Below are 17153 nucleotides of genomic sequence, written 5' to 3' on the forward strand. Positions count from 1 at the left end.
GCGATTGTGACCGACCACAGTCAGCGACCGACCCGACCGTGCGGTCGCCATCACCCGGTCGGTTGCCACCCTGCGCGCACGCCCGGCCCGTAAGGTACCGACCATGGTCCCCACCGAGATATCCGAGCTGGTCGAGTCGGTCGTGGAGTCGTATCTGCTCGACGGACCGCGCCGCTATAACCGGACCCAGGTCGCCGAACATTCCGGATCGACCACCGAGCTCACCAAGCGGCTGTGGATGGCGCTCGGCTTTCCGGCCGGTGTCGACAACGCCGCGGTCGACTACACCGAAGCCGATATCGCCGCGGTCCGCAACTTCCGCGCGCTCAATGTGCTCTCCTCCGCCGACTCCCGGCAGCAGGCCGCGACCGCGCGCACCCTCGGCCAGGGCATGGCACGGCTCGCGGAATGGCAGGTCGACCTGGTACTCGCCGAGATCGGCGATCGCATGGCCGAGGCCGGACCGGGCGCCGATCCGGCCGAGACCGCCCGCGCTGCCACCGAGGCGGCCATCTCGACGCTCGAACAGCTCAATATCTACGCCTGGCGCCGCCATCTCGCCGCCGCGCTGTCGCGTTCACTCGACCCGGGCACCACCGCGGGCGAGGCGGTCCGGGAGTTGGCGGTCGGCTTCGCCGATATGGTCGGCTACACCCGGCTCACCAGGCATCTGCATCCGGACGAACTCTCGATGCTGCTGGAAGCGTTCGAATCCACCACCACCGCCGCGATCACCGAGAACGGCGGCTGGGTCATCAAGAACGTCGGCGACGAGGTCATGTTCGCGGCCGAGGATCCGGCCGACGCGGCCCGGATCGCACTGGCCATCCAGGAGAGCACGATGATGGTCGGCGGCACCCCCGACCTGCGGGTCGCGGTGGCATACGGTCCGGTGCTGCAGCGCTTCGGCGATCTCTACGGCTCGGTGGTCAATATCGCCTCCCGGCTCACCGGCGTCGCCCGCCCGGGCACCGTCCTCGTCGATGACGATGCCGCCGCCGCGTTGGACGGCAATCCGGAGTTCGATATCCGCAACCTGCGCAGCGTCCGCGTCCGCGGCTTCAATCGCCTGCGCCCGCACACCCTGCGTCGCAACTCTGCCTGAGTTGTTGGCAGCGCCTTCGGCGCTGCGTGTTCGCGGCCCCCTTGGTCTCGCGTCCGAGCCGTCGAGACTCGCGCCTTCGGCGCATTGCTTCGACGGCTCGGACGCGAGACGGGCCGCGAACGGGTCGCTCGTAAGACTCGCTCCGTGGTGGTCGCGGGTGTGCGGATCGTTCAGCACCAGGTGTACAGCGGGCCCAGAGGTCGAGACTCGTACCTTCGGCGCATCGCTTCGACGACTCGGACACGAGACGGGCCACGAACGGGTCTCGTAAGACTCACTCCATCGGAGTCGCCGACGTGCGGATCGTTCGGCACCGGATGTACGCGGGCCCAGAGGTCGAGACTCGTGCCTTCGGCGCATCGCTTCGACGACTCGGACGCGAGACGGGCCGCGAACGGGTCGCTCGTAAGACTCGCTCCTTGGTGGTCGCGGGTGTGCGGATCGTTCAGCACCAGGTGTACAGCGGGCCAGTCGTTGAGACTCGAACCTCGTCGCATGCGCTTCGACGACTCGGATGCGAGACGGGCCACGAACGGGTCACTCGTAAGACTCGCGCCATGGTGGCTTGGATGGGCGTCTGGACCACGACCTAAGCTCGCGTGGTGGATTTCGAGTGGGCCGAGTTGCGCGAGAGCTGCGTCGTCGCGGAGGACGCCGCGGTACTGGCGTTGAACAAGCCCGCGGGAATTTCGGTGACCGGTGAGCGGCACGACAGCGATATCGTCGAAGCGGCGGCCGCGGCGGGGGAAACGCTGTATCCGGTGCACCGGATCGACAAGGTGACCTCCGGACTCGTGCTGCTGGCCAAGGAGCTGGGCGCGCACGGGCAGCTGACCAGGCAGTTCAATAAGCAGACCGCGCAGAAGGCGTATCTGGCGATCGTCGAGTCGACCGGACTGCCCGATCGCGGCGTCATCGAACTGCCGCTGAGCGTCGGGCGCAAGAACCGGGTGCGGATCGCCGCGCCCCGGGAGCGCATTCGCGAGCAGGCGGGCCGCTGGTTCGTCGATGACGCGGACCTGTTGGCCACCAAGAACTATCCGTCGGTCACTCAGTTCGCGACGGTCCTGCGCACCGACGAGCACACCCTGCTCGCGGTGCGCCCCATTACCGGCCGACGCCACCAGATCCGGGTGCACCTGGCCTGGATCGGCCATCCGATCGTCGGCGACCCGCTGTTCGATAAGTCCGAGCGCTACGGCCGGACCTACCTGCACTCCTGGCGACTCGACCTGACCGCGCCATGGCGCACTCCCCCGGAACTCACCCTGCGGGCGATGCCGAGTTCGGACTTCTGGCAGCCGCTGCCGGGCGCTTCGGATACCGACGCGATCCTCCAGCACGCCGACGACCTGCTGCACGTCATCCGGTCACCGCGCTCCCCAAGCGAATAGCCATCCGCCGGTCCGACGCTGCGCCCTGGTGTCCGCCGCGCACCAGCTGACCGAGCACTTCCGTGCGCGGCACGACAAATGGTGCGCGCGGCGATCACTGGAGCGGCGATCGCGCGAAGGGGCCGGAGCCTATTCGGGTTCCGCGCTGCGCACATCCATCCCCGCCGTGCACGGAATGACCGGAATCCCGTGCACGGCGCATCGAACGGTGAATGCGCCGAATCACCAGAGCGGATGTGGAGCGCCGGTTCGCACGGACGATGCCTGCGGGCTCACCGCTGCGGACGTTCCGGCATGGCCGCGTACGGAGTGGCATGGCCGCGAATTCCGTACGCGAGCACGTTGATTCGTGCACATGGCGATCACCGGAGGGACGGATGCTATGCGGGCCAGTTCGGGGAACGGCCCAGGATGGCGACGATGTCGTCGAGGGTGGAGTTGCCGGACCAGGCGATCACCGGACCGAACGCGGCGCCCGGCGCCAGGCGAGCCTTGCCACCGGGAACGATCTCGGCCACCGGCAATGCGGCGGCGAGCAGATCATCGTCGAAACTCACCGTCCGACCGAGGGTTCGGGCGACATCCCAGGAGTGCACGACGTAATCGATGAAGTGGAAGCTCACCGCCTCGGCTCCAGAGAATTCGAAGGCCTGGGTGAATTCCGGTAGCGGGAAGGTCCGGTCGAGCACACCGTCCTCGGCGAAGGACGCCAGCACATGTTCGGCGGCGGCACGATAGTCCGCGACCGGGTCCTCGCTCAGTGGACGCAGCCGCCACAGCGACAGGTCACCTTCGCCGCGTGCGGCGGCCGCGAAACCGTAGTGCTGGGCGATCATATGCGCCAGCAGCCCGTGCAACGTCCAGCCCGCGCAGGGCGTCGGCTTGACCAGATCGGCAGCGGTGACATGGGAAACCACATCGATGCTGGTGCGCACGGCCTGCGCGTTGAGTGCGATGAGATCGACCTTCGCCCCCAGCTCATTGAGAGTGCGCAGTCCGGCGGTAACCGCACTGGTTTCGGAATCGGTGGTCATTTCAGTCCTCTCGATAAATCCAAATTAGTAAGCGTCAGCTTATCGTAAGCTCATGCTTATCACTTGCCAAGCAGTATTTTCTACTCATGCCGGAAGTGCAGCGCCCCGATCTCGCCGCGATGCTCGTGCCGCTCGGCCGCGCCCTCGCCACCGTGGAGCTGCCGGTACTCGAGCGGCACGGACTGTCCATGTGGGGCTATGTGGTCCTACTCGGCCTCGGCGACGAACCCGTCTACACCCAGGCCGCACTGGCCAAGAAAATCCGCGCGGATAAGACCCGCATCATCGGCGTGCTCGACGAACTCCAGCAGCGCGGCCTCATCCGACGTGATCCGGATCCGGCCGATCGGCGCGCGCGGCTGGTATCGCTCACCCCGACCGGCCGAACCACTCGTGACCACGCGCAACGCGATATCCAGGAGCAGGAGGACCAGCTGCTGTCCCCACTGCCCGCCGCCGAGCGCAAGGCTTTCCTGCGGTCACTGCAAACGCTGTGGGCGTCGATCATCGAGGAGCAGGGCTGACATCCGAAACCCACCGGTATCGCTGTGTGCGCCACCACTACCGACCCTCCGGCTTTCTACCGGTGGTCAGCCTCATGACGACGCGGAACCCGCAGCTCATCTAGCCTGATGAGGTGCCGCGCACGCGAGGTTGGCACACTCTGACGCAACGGAGCGATTCCCCAGAGAAAGCGAACGCCGATGATCCTGGTGGCTCAGATCAGCGATACCCATTTCGATCTAGGCACCCGCAACGCCGAACGCGTCGAGCGGGTCATGGCCTTCCTCGCCGATCTGCGCCGCAGGCCCGATGCCATCGTGCTGACCGGTGACGTCACCGATTCCGGCAAACCCGACCAGTACGCCGAGGCCCGCGTCGCACTCGATGCCGATATCCCGGTCTACGCGCTGCCCGGCAATCACGACGACCGCGCTGCCTTCCGCGCGACGCTGCTCGGCGAACCCGCGTCGACCGCACCGATCAACCACGCACACCGGGTCGGCGATCTGACCGTGGCCCTGATGGATTCGAGCATTCCCGGCGAACCCGGTGGCCGACTGACCGAGGAGACCTACGACTGGCTGCGCGGCGTACTCGCCGCGGCGCCCGCCGACGCACCCATTCTCCTTGCGCTGCACCATCCGCCCGCCCAGCTGTTCAGCCCGGTCATCGATGTGATCTCGCTGGCCGATCCGGAGAAATTGGCCGAGGTCGTCGCCGCCGACGAACGCATCGTCGGCGTGCTCACCGGACATGCGCATTCCGCGGCCGTGACCACCTTCGCGGGCCGCCCCCTGCTGGTCGCACCGAGCACCGCATCGGTATTGGGCGGTGAATGGGAGCTCGAACTCCCCGACCATGTCATGGACTACGCGCCCGATCCAGCCCTCGCCCTGCACGTGATCGACGAAAACCGTCGTATGACAACGCATTTCCGCAGCGTTGCGATGAGCGGCCGGATCGGGGTGCAGCCGAACTAGCGGTGCACGGCGCGCTCGCGGCGGTAGACGGCCGGTGTCGCGCCGGTCCAGCGCTTGAAGGCATAGATGAAGGTGGAGGATTCGGCGTAGCCGAGCCGGATGGCCACATCGCTCACCGAAAGCGGTGTGGCGGTGAGCATCTCCTCGGCGAGTGCGCGGCGAACCTCATCCAATAATGCGCGATAGCTGGTGCCTGCCGCGTCGAGATGGCGGCGCAGGGTGCGGGTGCTCATATTGAGATTCCGTGCGACGGCGTCGATTCCGGGCGGGGCGGCGAATCCTTCACTACCGCCGGGGACCAGGAGTTCGCGCACCTCGGCCGCGATACCGGTGCGGGCGCGGCGACGGTCGACCAGATCCCGGCATTGGGCGAGGCACATGGCCCAGGTGTGCTCATTCGCCTGCGGCAGTGGCTGTTCCAGCATTGCCGGATCGATGGCGAACAGATTCTGCGGCCGCCCGAAGTGCGGGCGAACCTGGGTGACTTCCTGGATCCGATCGACGTATATCGGCTCGGGAAAACGGAATTCGGCCCTGGTGAGCGGCAATTGTTTACCGATCAGGTCGCTCATGACCTGGTGCATGGCGGTGACATCGCGCTCGACCAGGAACTGGCGGACATCGGCCGGAATGGATTCGTCGTGCACCCAGGCGACGAATTCGCTCTCGCCCCACTCCGCGACCGGGAGGCAGAAGGCGAAGCTCAGCTCCAGAAAGCGCAGTGCGAACGAGACCGCCTCACCCAGAGTCGGGCTACTCACGCAGGCGAAGCCGAAGATGCCGAAGGTGGTGATCCGATAGCGGCGGCCGATTTCGACACCCAGTGCGGGCACATCGGCGAGTTCGCGGACGAGATTGCGGATCACGGCCAGTTCGATCCGGGCGTCGATCTGCGTGTCCGGGTCGCGCAGCAGCGCCTCGGTCAGCCCGGTTCCGGCGAGCATGCGCGCGACGGGCACGCCGTGCTCACCGGCGTAGCCGACCATCAGCGCCACGCTGGCGATGCCGCGCGGAAAGTTCCAGTCGCGGACTCCCGGATCCTGTACCCGCTCCACAGCGGACATTATGGCCGAAAATCTCGATGCGCCTCCCCGATATGCCAGCCACGCATAGTCACGCAGTCCTAGAGTGGAACTCATCCACTGCGTTGTGAGGAGTGCCACATGACAGCTGGCGAGCGGCCGTCGGTCATTGTCATCGGTGCCGGTTTCGGCGGCATCGGGATGGCAATCGAGTTGCGGCGCAACGGTTTCGACGATATCACCATCCTGGAGCGTGGCACCGACATCGGCGGGGTCTGGCGGGAGAACACCTATCCCGGCGCCGCCTGCGATGTGCCGTCGCCGCTGTACTCGTTCTCCTATGAGCCCAAGCCGGACTGGCCGCAGCGCTACTCCGGGCAGGCCGCGATCCATGACTATCTGCGCGGTGTCGCCCAACGCCACCGACTGCTCGAGGCCATTCACTTCGGTGCCGAGGTGACCGACGCCGAATTCGACGACGCCTGCGGCCGATGGACCGTGCGCACCACAGACGGGGCCACCCGCACCGCCGATGTGCTGATCTCCGCGGTCGGCCAGTTGTCCCGGCCCGCCATGCCCAATATTCCCGGCATCGATTCCTTCACCGGCCAGGCCTTCCACTCCGCCGAATGGGATCACGGCGTCGAGCTGACCGGTAAACGCGTCGCCTGCATCGGCACCGGCGCAAGCGCCATTCAATACATCCCGGCGATCCAGCCGAAGGTCGAGCACCTCACGCTGTTCCAGCGCACACCAGCCTGGGTGCTGCCCAAATTCGATACCGACTACACCCCGATCCAGCACAAACTCTTCGCGCGGCTGCCCGGCGCACTGCTCGTCGAACGCTTCGGCTGGTGGGCCATCGCCGAATTCGTCGCACTCGGCCTGGTCGAATTCCCATGGATCGTACGGCTGGTCGGTCGGATCGCGACGAAGCATCTGGAAGAGCAGGTGCCGGATCCGCGACTGCGCGCCGAACTCACCCCCGACTATCCGATCGGATGTAAGCGCGGGCTGTTCTCCAACGACTACTACCCCGCCTTGACCGAGCCGAACGTGCGGGTCGAGACCACCGCCATCACCGAGATCGCGCCGACCGGCGTGCGCACCGCCGACGGCACGCTGCACGAGGCGGATGTGATCATCTACGGCACCGGATTCAAGGGCACCGAATTCCTCTGGCCCATGCACATTTACGGCCGCGCGGGCCGCAAACTCTCCGATGCCTGGCAGGGCGGCGCGCACGCCTACTACGGCATCACCGTGCCCGACTTCCCGAATCTGTTCCTGGTCTACGGACCCAACACCAACCTCGGCGTCGGCTCGATCATCTACATGATCGAATCGCAGGCCCGCTATATCCGCCAGGCCGTGCAACTGCTCGCGGCCCGCCCCGGCCATGTGCTCGAGGTGCGCCAAGAGGCAGAGGCGCAGTTCAATACCGCGGTCCAGGAACGCCTCGCGCGCACGCCGTGGAATTTCTGCTCCAGCTGGTATCGCACCGCCTCCGGTCGCATCACCAATAACTGGCCGGGTCCGCAACTCGCCTATCGTCGCCGCGTCCGCAAGCTCAGGACCGGCGATTACGAGCTGACGCGGGTCACCTGAGCGCGCGCGGCGACAGCCACCATGTGGTCATGACGGAGCCGAGCGCGAGCGAGGCGCAGTCATGGGCACATGGTCTCCACAAAAAGACCACACGAACTCTCCACACGAAGCTGGCAGACTTGTTTCGTGAGTGATCAGCCCAGCGCAAGTCCCACCGAGCGAGCGATCGAGCACGGACCGCTGCGCCCGATCGAGCTCGCCGCCGGGGCGGTGCTCGGCGGCGCGACGGTCGGACTGGTCACCGTCGGCGCGCTGATCCCGTTCGCCGCGGCACTTCAGCTGGTCGCCGCGGTGCCGCTGGCCATGATCGCGCACCGCTACCGGCTGCGCGCCCTGATCACCGCGACCGGTGCGGCCGCATTGGTGAGCTTTGTCGCGGCGGGCCTCGTACCCGCGTTCGGCATCCTCAGCTCCGCGACCATCGGGGGCATCATCGGCACGGTGAAACGGCGACGCGGCGGACTGCCCGCGGTGGTCGGGTTATCGGTGCTCGCCGGTCTCGGGTTCGCAGCCTTCGCCGTCGGATCCCTGCTGGTGCTGTCCAGGTCGCGGACGCTGTTGTTCAACACCATCCGCAGCACCGCGGCCGGTCTGGAGCAGGTCGTGGCAGGACAGGCACAGCTGGAACCGCTCGGACGTGGCATCGCCGATGCCGCCGACGCCGCGATCCGCTGGTGGTGGGCCCTGGTCGGCGGCGGCGTGCTCGCGGGCATCATCGCGACAGCGGTGTTCTCCTGGTTTGTCCTCGGCTCGGTACTCGACCGGCTGGCCTGGCTCCCCAGCCAGGATCGGCTCGACGCGCCACCCGACGACCGGCCCATCGCACCGCTGCCGGTGCGGCTGCGCGATGTCGGCTTCCGCTATCCGGGCCGGCCGGTGGAGGCGCTGTCCGGGATCGATCTCACGGTGGACCTCGGCGAATTCGTCGCCATCGTCGGCCACAACGGATCCGGGAAATCGACGCTGACCCGGCTGCTCGCCGGCCGCCCACCGACCTCGGGCAGTGTGGACCGTCCTGGTGCCGCTGGCCTCGGCCATCTCGGCGGTACGGCGCTGGTGCTGCAGCGGCCGGAGAGTCAAACCCTCGGCGTGCTCGTCGCCGATGACGTCGTCTGGGGCCTGTCCACCGAACTGGCGGCCGCGGTCGATATCGACAGCCTGTTGCGCGAGGTCGGCCTGGACGGCATGGGCGACCGGGAGACCGCGACCCTGTCCGGCGGTCAGCAGCAGCGACTCGCGGTGGCCGCCGCGCTGGCCCGCCGCCCCGCCCTGCTCATCGCCGACGAGGCCACCTCGATGATCGACCCGGACGGTCGCCGCGATCTGGTCGCACTCCTGGCCGAGCTGCCGAAACGCCACCGCATGGCGGTGGTGCTGGTAACCCATCACGAGGCCGATGCCGCCGCCGCCGATCGAGTGGTGCATCTGGCTGCTGGCCGAACCGTCGAGCACCTGCCCGCCTGGCCGCGGCCGGTGCCCGAGATCCGCAGTCGCCCGATGGGCGAGACCATCGTGCGGCTGCGCGATGTCCGCCATACCTATAACCGCGGAACACCGTGGGCGGCCCCGGCTCTGCACGGTGTCGACCTGACCGTGCGGCGCGGCGAGGCGCTACTCGTGGTCGGCGGCAATGGATCCGGCAAGTCGACATTGGCCTGGATCATGGCCGGGTTGATCGAACCGAGTTCCGGCCGTTGCGAACTCGATGGTAAGCCGATCGCCAAGCAGATCGGCCGGGTCGAGCTGGCGTTCCAGCACTCCCGGCTGCAGTTGCAGCGGCAGACGGTGGGCGCCGAGATCGCGGACTGGGGCGGACGCGCCACCGGTTCCGGTGCGGTCGGACGCGCGCTGGACGCGGTGGGTCTGGATCGTGCACTCGCCGCGCGGTCCATCGAAGAGCTCAGCGGCGGGCAGGCCAAGCGCGTGGTGCTCGCGGCCATCGTCGCTTGCCACGCGCCGGTCGTGGTTCTCGACGAGCCGCTGGCCGGACTCGACCCCGAGGGCCGGGCCGATGTCGTGGAACTGCTCGCCCGCCTGCGTGATTCGGGACTGACCCTGATCGTCATTTCACACGACGTGCATGACATGGCCGCGGTCTGCGACCGCACCGTACATCTGGAGGCTGGGCGCATCCTGGAGACCGATCCGGTCGTCGATACCGCGGCCGCGAACGTGGCTGCGCACCAGCCGGATTCCCACCCGGCGCTACCGCGACCGCGCCCGGGCGATCCGGCCTGGCGGCTCGGGAACGGAGGACGCTGATGAGTACCGTCTTGTTCCGCGAGGTGCCGGTTTCCAGTCCGGTGCACCGCCTGTGGGCCGGCACCAAGATCATCGGGGTATTCCTGGTCAGCCTGGTGCTGATGTTCCTGCCGACCTGGCCGGTGCTGGGCCTGATGGTCGTATTCCTGATCGCGATCGGCGTCCTGGCCGAACTCCCGCTGAGCACACTTCCGCGCCTACCGTGGTGGTTCTGGGCGATGCTCGGCATCGGCGCGCTGCTCAATGTGCCGATCGGGGCCGATGCCGTGCTGCGCTACATCAACGTCACGGTCTTCGGCCTGGTGCTGCTGGCCGCCTCGTTCCTGATCGCGTGGACCACCCCGATGGGCGATATCGCCCCGGCACTGGCCAAACTCGGCGCCCCACTGCGCAAACTCCGGGTGCCCGTCGACGAATGGGCCGTGGTCATCGCACTCACGCTGCGCGGACTGCCGCTGTTGCTGGAGGAGATCCGGGTGCTGCGGGCGGCGCGCCGGTTGCGCCCGCACGAAGGTCTGCTCTATCGCGCCGCCGTTAATCCGCTCGTCGATATCCTCACCGCCGCCATGGCCGTATCCAGCCGCCGGGCAACCGAACTCGGCGAGGCCATCACCGCGCGCGGCGGCACCGGCCAGCTCACCGCCCGCCCCAGCGCCCCCGGACGCAACGATGCGATCGGGCTGACCGTCGTCATCGCGGTCTGCGTCGGCGCGGTCGTCCTCGATCTGCTCACCTGATCGGGGATACTGGCCCGGTGCCGGACCAAGACGACGAGGTACCCGCGTGGCAGCGTAAGACGGAGGGCGAGTCCCGCATCGGAGCGACGCTGGCCGTGTTGACGATCGTCGGGGTGCAGGTCGCGCCGCTGAAGGCTCTCCGGCAGCAGCCCGTTTGGTTACTGCCCGCACTCGAGATCCTGTTGCTCGCTGGGCTGGTCGTCGCGAATCCGTACCGGCTCAACCGGGAGGAGCCGTGGCTGCGCAGGGGCGGCCTGTTGTTGACCGGGCTGTTGAGTCTGGCCACCGCGATCGCGGCGGGCCGACTGGTGTTCGAACTGACCCACGAGTCCATTGACAATCCCGCAGAACTACTCGCGTCGGGCGGAGCGGTCTGGTTGACCAATGTGGTGGTGTTCGGGCTCTGGTACTGGGAGTTCGATCGCGGCGGACCGGCGGCCCGCGCGCATGCGCGAAAGCCGTTGCCGGACTTCCTGTTCGTGCAGATGCAGAGTCCGGAGCTGGCCGAAAAGGAATGGGAGCCACAGTTCTTCGACTATCTGTATCTGTCTTTCACCAACGCGACGGCCTTCAGCCCGACCGATGTGATGCCGATGTCGCGGTGGGCGAAGGCGATGATGATGGTGCAATCGGCGATCTCACTGGTGCTGGTGATCTTGGTGATCGCCCGCGCTATCAACATTCTGCAACCGGTTTCATGATCGTATAGCGAAGAGCTATACCAAGATCCATCATCCGGACAAGGTCGAATACCCCGAAAATTTCTCCTCGAAACCTTTCGTACGCGGTACATTGTCATCGGAGTGCTGTTCTCTTGATCACATCGTGACTCTGCATAGCGCCGGGGGGAGGATTTTTCGCGTGCGGAGCGTTGCTACGGCTTGAAACCTGATGAAGATTGGACCACCGGAATGATTCTCCGCAAGATCACCGCAGGCGCTGTTCCGATCATCGCCGCGGTAGCGGTCGGCGCGGGCACCGCGTACGCGCAGCCGAGCGCCGCGCCCGTGCCCGATATCGGATACGAGGCAAAGCTGGTGGGCGACAAGATCGTCACCACGTTGACCGATGGGTCGTTCCAGATGTCCGCGAACACAGTGGATATCAAGGACATCGCGGGCAATACGGTTGTCACGCTGCCGCTGTCGTTCCGACAGGACGGATTCGAATTCGCGCTGCCGCACGAGGTCAGGGATGCGGGCCGGGTGCTGGAGTTGACCGCGGTCAAGGACTACGCGCAGGCGCGGCAGGTGGCGACGCCGATCGCGTCACCGCGCGAGAATATGCGCGCACAGGATAACTTCCTGTCCCAGTTCGGCATTGCCACCGCCATCGGCGCCTTTATCGGCACCGTGATCGGCGCCCTGGTCGGACTCGCCGGCATCATCGGCGGACCGACGGTGATCGCCAGCGTCATCGCTGGCGCCGGTATCGGCGGTGTCATCGGCACCATCGTCGTCGGCGGACCGGCACTGATCATCGCGGGTATCGATCTGATCAGCACCCTGACCGCCCCGCCCGGCACGACCAAATGGCAGGACACGCCGGTCAGATAGGGCCGCGAAACAAGCACTCCGAACGCGGTGCGCGGCGAATCCTCGCAGCGCGCCGCGTTTTTCGTATCTATCGGCCGTAACAGCCCGAAGCCACCGGTACACCGGCGAAGCGATCGGCGAGGAAGCTCATCGCACCGGCCGCCTCACCGACGGCGGTCACATTGTGCCCGGGCAGCGCCGAATGCACTGAACTGATATCGGCGCCCTGCGCGCAATATCGGGCGAGCAGGTCGGTGAATCCCGCGACGGGTATCACGTCATCAGTTGTGCTGTGGTACAGGTACATCGGCGCGACGGGTGCGGCGCCACCCAACTCCTGCCGGTCGGTTGCCGCCCGCACGTCGGGATGGCCCAAAACATCCGGCACGGCAGCGAAATCATCGACGTGCGCGTTGACATATTTGATGACGAAATCCGGACCGCACGCCGTCGCATCCTCGGCGACCGCGGTGCGACCGCGCTCATTGAGTAGTTCCGGCACGCCGGAATCCGGCTCGTTCTTCACGATCGCGGCCAACACCAGCATCGCCAGCCCCGCCTGCACGGTGCCGTCGACGCCATGGGCCATGGCCGGCCAATCAGCGGGTACCCCACCCGCGGTGATCCCCGCGAACTGGATATCCGGCGCGTACTCCGGTTGTATCTGGGCCGCCCACAGGGTGGCGAAGGCACCGCCGGAATAGCCCCACGCGCCAATGGGACTCGCCGGGCCGATGCCATTCGGCGCCAAGGCGCGAGCGGCACGGATCCCGTCGAGCACCGCGCGGCCGGAGTCGACGCCATCCAGGAATCGTGCGTCCGGACCCTCGTAGTCGCTGGTCACCACTGCCCAGCCGCGCCACAGCGCCTCGGCTATGAACGGCGTGTCGATATAGGTATTCACACCGCCGAGATCCCCGCCACCGCGCAGCGCGTAGGACGGCGCACACCGGGCGCCGAGACTGTCCTCGGCGATCTGATACGAGAGCAGTGGCCGCTGGCCCGGACCGAACCAGGGCCAATTCGGCACCAGCACGGTGGCCATACCCGGAATCGGCCAGTCATTCGCATCGTTGGTCCGGTACTGCACCTGCCAGGCCGAAACCGGAAGCGGAAGACCGTATAACGCGATCGAGCGGGTTCGCAGAACCGCACCGGCGGGGTGTGCGCCCAGGTCGACCGAGGCCGCGTAGAACGGATCCTGGTCCGGGGTCGGTACCGCCCTGGCAACGGGCACGAACCCGAACGCCACGACCGCGAGAATGCTCAGCATCGCTGCCGGAGTGGATATCCGGCGACCTCCGAGGAATGGTGCGTGTAGACATTTCATCGGGGCCTCCAAGTGTTCCGACGCGGCGCGATGCACAGTGCGCCGGGAAAGCGTCGGCGCCGACTCCGCCCGATCCTCGAGTGCCACAACCGTACTGCCTGATCAGAGACCCGGCAACGGTCATTGGGGGGCATCGGCGACGCCGCGCGTGTCCGATTTCCGACATGGTTACAGTGGGGTCGAAGCGGGCTCCGGCGTGCTTCGAAAGTGGCTATCGGGCAACCGAATCACCGTCGGGCCGTACCCCGGCCGTGATGGGTATCGAATAGGAGTGAGCTGACCATGCGGCACGGCAACGGACTGGACATTCCCGAAGGGCTCGCCGATGTGTGTGCGCCGCACCGCATGGCGGTGATCGTCTACGACATGCAGGTCGGCGTGCTCTCCCAACTGCCGGACGGCCCCGAGATCATCGAGCGGGTCGCGCGCGTGGTCGAGGCGGCGCGGCGCGGCGGTTATCCGATTATCTTCCTGCGGCACTACTTCCTGCCGCGGCGGCTGAGCGGGACCTTCGCGCTGCGGATGGCGATGAGCTGGCAGCAGGTCGATTCCGTCGACGACGTGAAGTTCATCCTGCAGCGCGATACTCCGGCCTTCGAACTGGTCCCGGAGCTGCGGCCGACGGCGGACGAGGTGATCTTCGACAAGACCTCGATGTCGGCGTTCGAAGGCACCCCCTTGGCCGCGGTGCTACGCGATCTCGGCATCGGCGCGTACGCGATCACCGGTGTGGCGCTGGAGATCGGCATCGCACCGACAGTCACCCATTCGACCGATCTCGGCTTCATCCCGGTGGTCATCAGCGACGCGGTCGGCGGCCGCGATAAGGAAGCGATGGCACGCGCCTACGACGAGTTCGAGTTCCAGGGACATGCCGTGGTGACCGACAGCGCGACCATCATTGCGCTGCTGGCCCGCGAACACAGCTGACCGACCACGTGTGCTGGCGGATCGGCATATCCGGTCCGCCACGCCGTAGCGACTGCTTGCAGGTCGCTCGAAAGGGTCAGCGAGCTCAGCTGTCCTTGTGGATGGCCTTCTTCGCGGCGTCCTGCGCCGCGTCGACCTGGTTCGCGAACTTGCCGTCGGTCTGCTTGTCGACGAGATCGCCCACCTTGTCGATGGCGGTATCCACCTTGTCCGCATTCTGCTGGGCCAGGTCCATCGCCTTATTCGCCAGGTTCTTGAAATCCACCGTGCACTCCTCGTTTTCGAGCCGACACAACCGCGAACACACGATACCCAGCGAACACCCGAATCGACCGGCAAACCATCAGCGACCGCCGTCACATCCGGTTCGCCGACGGATCAGCCGACCCAGGCGGGATGCCAGAGGCGGCCGGTCTCGGTCCAGTTCATGAAGCGCACGGTCCCACCGAGTTTCGGGGTCACCCACACCGCGTCCTGCCGTTCCTCGGCGGTGAGTTCATTGTCGAACGGAGTGGTCTTGCGCGCCAACTTGCCGAGCCGCTCGGCCAGCTCTCGCATGACCGGCTCGCTGAAACCGGTGCCGACCCGCCCCACGTAATACAGCCTGCCGTCATGCGGAATGCCGACCAGCAGTGATTTGAAGTTGCGGGCGTCACTGCGCCGCCAACCGCCGATCAATACCTCCTGGGTGCGCCAGTTGCGCTGCTTCACCCACGAATGTCCGCGCTTACCAGGCAGATACACCGAATCTCTGCGCTTGGCGACCACACCCTCCATGCGCTGTTGCTGGCTGTGCCGCAGCGCATCGGCGCCGGAGCCGTCCAGTCGCGGCGGCACCATCAGCGACGGCGCGTTCGCGGCGAGTGCCTCGAGCACCCGGCGACGGTCCGAATACCGTTTGCGGATCAGCGAAGTCCCGTCCAGGTACAGCACGTCGAAGGCGACGAAGACGGCTCGGGCCGCATCGGCCTGCAGCAGACCGAGATTGGCGACGCCGTGATCGTCGAACACCACCGCCTCACCGTCGAGGACCACATTGTGGTCGGCCAATTCGGAGGCGAGCACCGCGATCCGGGGATACCGATCGGTCACGGTGTTACCTCGTCGGCTGCGTAAAGTCAGTGCGCCGGAATCGATTTCGGCGATCAGCCGGAAACCGTCCCATTTGGTTTCGAAGCACCACTCGGCATCGTCGAGCTCGGCGACCTCGCCCGCGGTGGCGAGCATGGGCGAAAGGCCACGCGGAAAGGGCGCGGGCCCTGGCTGTTTCGGCACGGTGATCGCGGCGAGCGGACCGACCGGACCACGGGCAGGCCGCTTCGCCCCATCTCCCGAACCGTTCTCCTGCGGCGACTGATCCCGCATGAGATGCATCAGCCATTGGGTGCCATTGGTCTGGATCAGCGCGTATCGGCCTTGCAAACGCTCGCCGTGAAAGGTGACGATGACCTCGTCCGCGCGCCACTTCTCGGTCTCATACCTGCCGGAATCCCAGATGGTCATCTCGCCCGCGCCGTACTGTCCCTTCGGGATAGCACCGTGAAAGTCCAAGTACTCGAGCGGATGATCCTCGGTGTGCACGGCGAGCCGATTCTGATCCGAGCAGGTCGGCGGGCCCTTCGGCACAGCCCATGACACCAGTACGCCGTCACGTTCCAGCCGCACATCCCAGTGCAGCCGCCGCGCATGGTGTTCCTGCACGACGAAGCGGTTGTCGGCACCGGGCGTCGGGGATTCGGACGGCACCGGTTCGGGCGTTGCCGCCGCATCACGCATCGCTCGATATTTCGTCAGCGCGTCGGCCGTCGGCGGATCCAGTTCGGCGAGCAGATCGCCGTCATCGCGCCAGCGGACGAGCACCTCGTCGAACCGCAAGTGCCGCAGCTTCTTGCGGTTCTCGATCTCGGACCAGGTCCGCGGCGCGGCCGCATTCGGCTCGGCCCGGCCGCGCAGCGAATACGGTGCGATGGTGGTCTTGGACGGATTGTTCTGACTCCAGTCCAGGAAGACCTTCCCGCCGCGTGCCGACTTCGCCATCGTCGCGGTCACCAGATCCGGGTGCAGCTTTTCCAGATTCGTCGCGACCTGTTTGGCCACGGTGGACGCGCCGCCCGGACTCAACTCCCTGTCCAACGGGACATAGATGTGAATTCCCTTGCTACCACTGGTAACCGGGAACGCATGCAGCCCGATGCCCTCGACCATATCGCGCACCGCGAGCGCGACCCGCGCGCATTCGGCGAGTCCGGCGCCGGGTCCGGGATCGAGGTCGAAGACCAACCGAGTGGCCGGGCCGACTTGGTCGCCGTCGAAACGCCATTGCGGCACATGGACTTCCAGCGCCGCCTGCTGTCCGATCCAGGCCAACCCGGCCTCGGAATCGATGACCGGGTAGACGACTTGACGACCGGAATGCTCGATGCCGTGGCGTTCCAGCCACGACGGTGCGTGTTCGGCGAGATTCTTTTCGAAGAAGGAAGGTTCGTCGACCCCGTTGGGCCACCGCTTGCGGGTGACCGGCCGCCCGGCGATATGTGGAAGCATGGCGGGCGCGATGGCCGTGTAGTAGGCGATGACCTCGCCCTTGGTGGTTCCGGTCGCTGGATACAGCACCTTGTCGAGGTTGCTCAATTCAACCTCTATGCCCGACCGGCCCGGGCTGCCACCGAATTCCCGGCGGGTCACCATAACTGAAGTTTAGGGGCGGGGACC

15 protein-coding genes are annotated in these 17153 nt (G+C 66.6%); 10 read left to right on the plus strand and 5 right to left on the minus strand.

What is annotated here, in order from left to right:
* The first annotated feature begins 103 nt into the window (after window positions 1–103).
* Both ACQP1G_RS42795 and ACQP1G_RS42800 read left to right on the plus strand, forming a co-directional pair.
* Window positions 104–1105 (plus strand): adenylate/guanylate cyclase domain-containing protein, encoded by a 1002-nt coding sequence (locus tag ACQP1G_RS42795; protein WP_433195931.1) that lies wholly within the window; start codon window positions 104–106, stop codon window positions 1103–1105.
* Window positions 1106–1707: 602 nt separating this feature from the next.
* Window positions 1708–2499: an RluA family pseudouridine synthase gene (locus ACQP1G_RS42800; protein ID WP_433195933.1), complete on the plus strand. Its 792-nt coding sequence runs from the start codon at window positions 1708–1710 to the stop codon at window positions 2497–2499.
* Between the two features lie 380 nt (window positions 2500–2879).
* Here the strand turns inward: ACQP1G_RS42800 and ACQP1G_RS42805 are convergent, their stop codons facing one another.
* Complete coding sequence (locus ACQP1G_RS42805) at window positions 2880–3533, minus strand: TIGR03086 family metal-binding protein (RefSeq protein ID WP_433195935.1); 654 nt, start codon at window positions 3531–3533, stop codon at window positions 2880–2882.
* An 86-nt stretch (window positions 3534–3619) separates the two neighbouring features.
* Between ACQP1G_RS42805 and ACQP1G_RS42810 the strand changes: the two genes are divergently transcribed.
* Window positions 3620–4057, plus strand: coding sequence for a MarR family winged helix-turn-helix transcriptional regulator (locus ACQP1G_RS42810; RefSeq protein ID WP_433195937.1), 438 nt, complete (start codon window positions 3620–3622; stop codon window positions 4055–4057).
* A 180-nt stretch (window positions 4058–4237) separates the two neighbouring features.
* Complete coding sequence (locus ACQP1G_RS42815) at window positions 4238–5017, plus strand: metallophosphoesterase (protein ID WP_433195939.1); 780 nt, start codon at window positions 4238–4240, stop codon at window positions 5015–5017.
* Here the strand turns inward: ACQP1G_RS42815 and ACQP1G_RS42820 are convergent.
* Window positions 5014–6072: an AraC family transcriptional regulator gene (locus ACQP1G_RS42820; RefSeq protein ID WP_433195941.1), complete on the minus strand. Its 1059-nt coding sequence runs from the start codon at window positions 6070–6072 to the stop codon at window positions 5014–5016. The two genes, ACQP1G_RS42815 and ACQP1G_RS42820, sit on opposite strands and share 4 nt — an antisense overlap.
* Before the next feature lie 108 nt (window positions 6073–6180).
* On the opposite strand from ACQP1G_RS42820, the gene ACQP1G_RS42825 reads away from it, so the two are divergent.
* From ACQP1G_RS42825 to ACQP1G_RS42845, 5 genes are all read left to right on the plus strand, one after another.
* Window positions 6181–7647, plus strand: a complete 1467-nt coding sequence (locus ACQP1G_RS42825) for a flavin-containing monooxygenase (RefSeq protein WP_433195943.1) — start codon at window positions 6181–6183, stop codon at window positions 7645–7647.
* Between the two features lie 126 nt (window positions 7648–7773).
* Entirely contained in the window at window positions 7774–9909 is a 2136-nt protein-coding gene (locus ACQP1G_RS42830) for an ABC transporter ATP-binding protein (RefSeq protein ID WP_433195945.1), read from the plus strand.
* A complete protein-coding gene (locus tag ACQP1G_RS42835) occupies window positions 9909–10646 on the plus strand; it encodes a CbiQ family ECF transporter T component (RefSeq protein WP_433195947.1) in 738 nt (245 codons plus the stop codon). Before ACQP1G_RS42830 ends, ACQP1G_RS42835 begins: the two co-directional genes overlap by 1 nt.
* Window positions 10647–10663: 17 nt before the next feature.
* The gene (locus ACQP1G_RS42840; protein WP_433195949.1) at window positions 10664–11347 is read left to right on the plus strand and encodes a hypothetical protein; all 684 of its coding nucleotides are present in this window, start codon (window positions 10664–10666) and stop codon (window positions 11345–11347) included.
* A 180-nt stretch (window positions 11348–11527) separates the two neighbouring features.
* The gene (locus tag ACQP1G_RS42845) at window positions 11528–12202 is read left to right on the plus strand and encodes an ammonium transporter (protein ID WP_433195951.1); all 675 of its coding nucleotides are present in this window, start codon (window positions 11528–11530) and stop codon (window positions 12200–12202) included.
* Window positions 12203–12269: 67 nt separating this feature from the next.
* On the opposite strand, the gene ACQP1G_RS42850 is transcribed toward ACQP1G_RS42845, so the two are convergent.
* Window positions 12270–13454, minus strand: a complete 1185-nt coding sequence (locus ACQP1G_RS42850) for a lipase family protein (RefSeq protein ID WP_433195953.1) — start codon at window positions 13452–13454, stop codon at window positions 12270–12272.
* A gap of 339 nt (window positions 13455–13793) precedes the next feature.
* On the opposite strand from ACQP1G_RS42850, the gene ACQP1G_RS42855 reads away from it, so the two are divergent.
* A complete protein-coding gene (locus ACQP1G_RS42855; protein ID WP_433195955.1) occupies window positions 13794–14441 on the plus strand; it encodes a cysteine hydrolase family protein in 648 nt (215 codons plus the stop codon).
* 85 nt (window positions 14442–14526) lie between these two features.
* Here ACQP1G_RS42855 and ACQP1G_RS42860 read toward each other — a convergent pair whose 3' ends face one another.
* Window positions 14527–14706 carry an antitoxin gene (locus tag ACQP1G_RS42860; protein ID WP_433195957.1) on the minus strand — a complete coding sequence of 60 codons (180 nt, stop codon included), beginning with the start codon at window positions 14704–14706 and terminating at the stop codon, window positions 14527–14529.
* Between the two features lie 113 nt (window positions 14707–14819).
* The gene (locus tag ACQP1G_RS42865; protein WP_433195959.1) at window positions 14820–17129 is read right to left on the minus strand and encodes an ATP-dependent DNA ligase; all 2310 of its coding nucleotides are present in this window, start codon (window positions 17127–17129) and stop codon (window positions 14820–14822) included.
* Between the last annotated feature and the right edge of the window lie 24 nt (window positions 17130–17153).

Source organism: Nocardia sp. CA-107356 (assembly GCF_050946365.1).
Taxonomy (GTDB): Bacteria; Actinomycetota; Actinomycetes; order Mycobacteriales; family Mycobacteriaceae; genus Nocardia.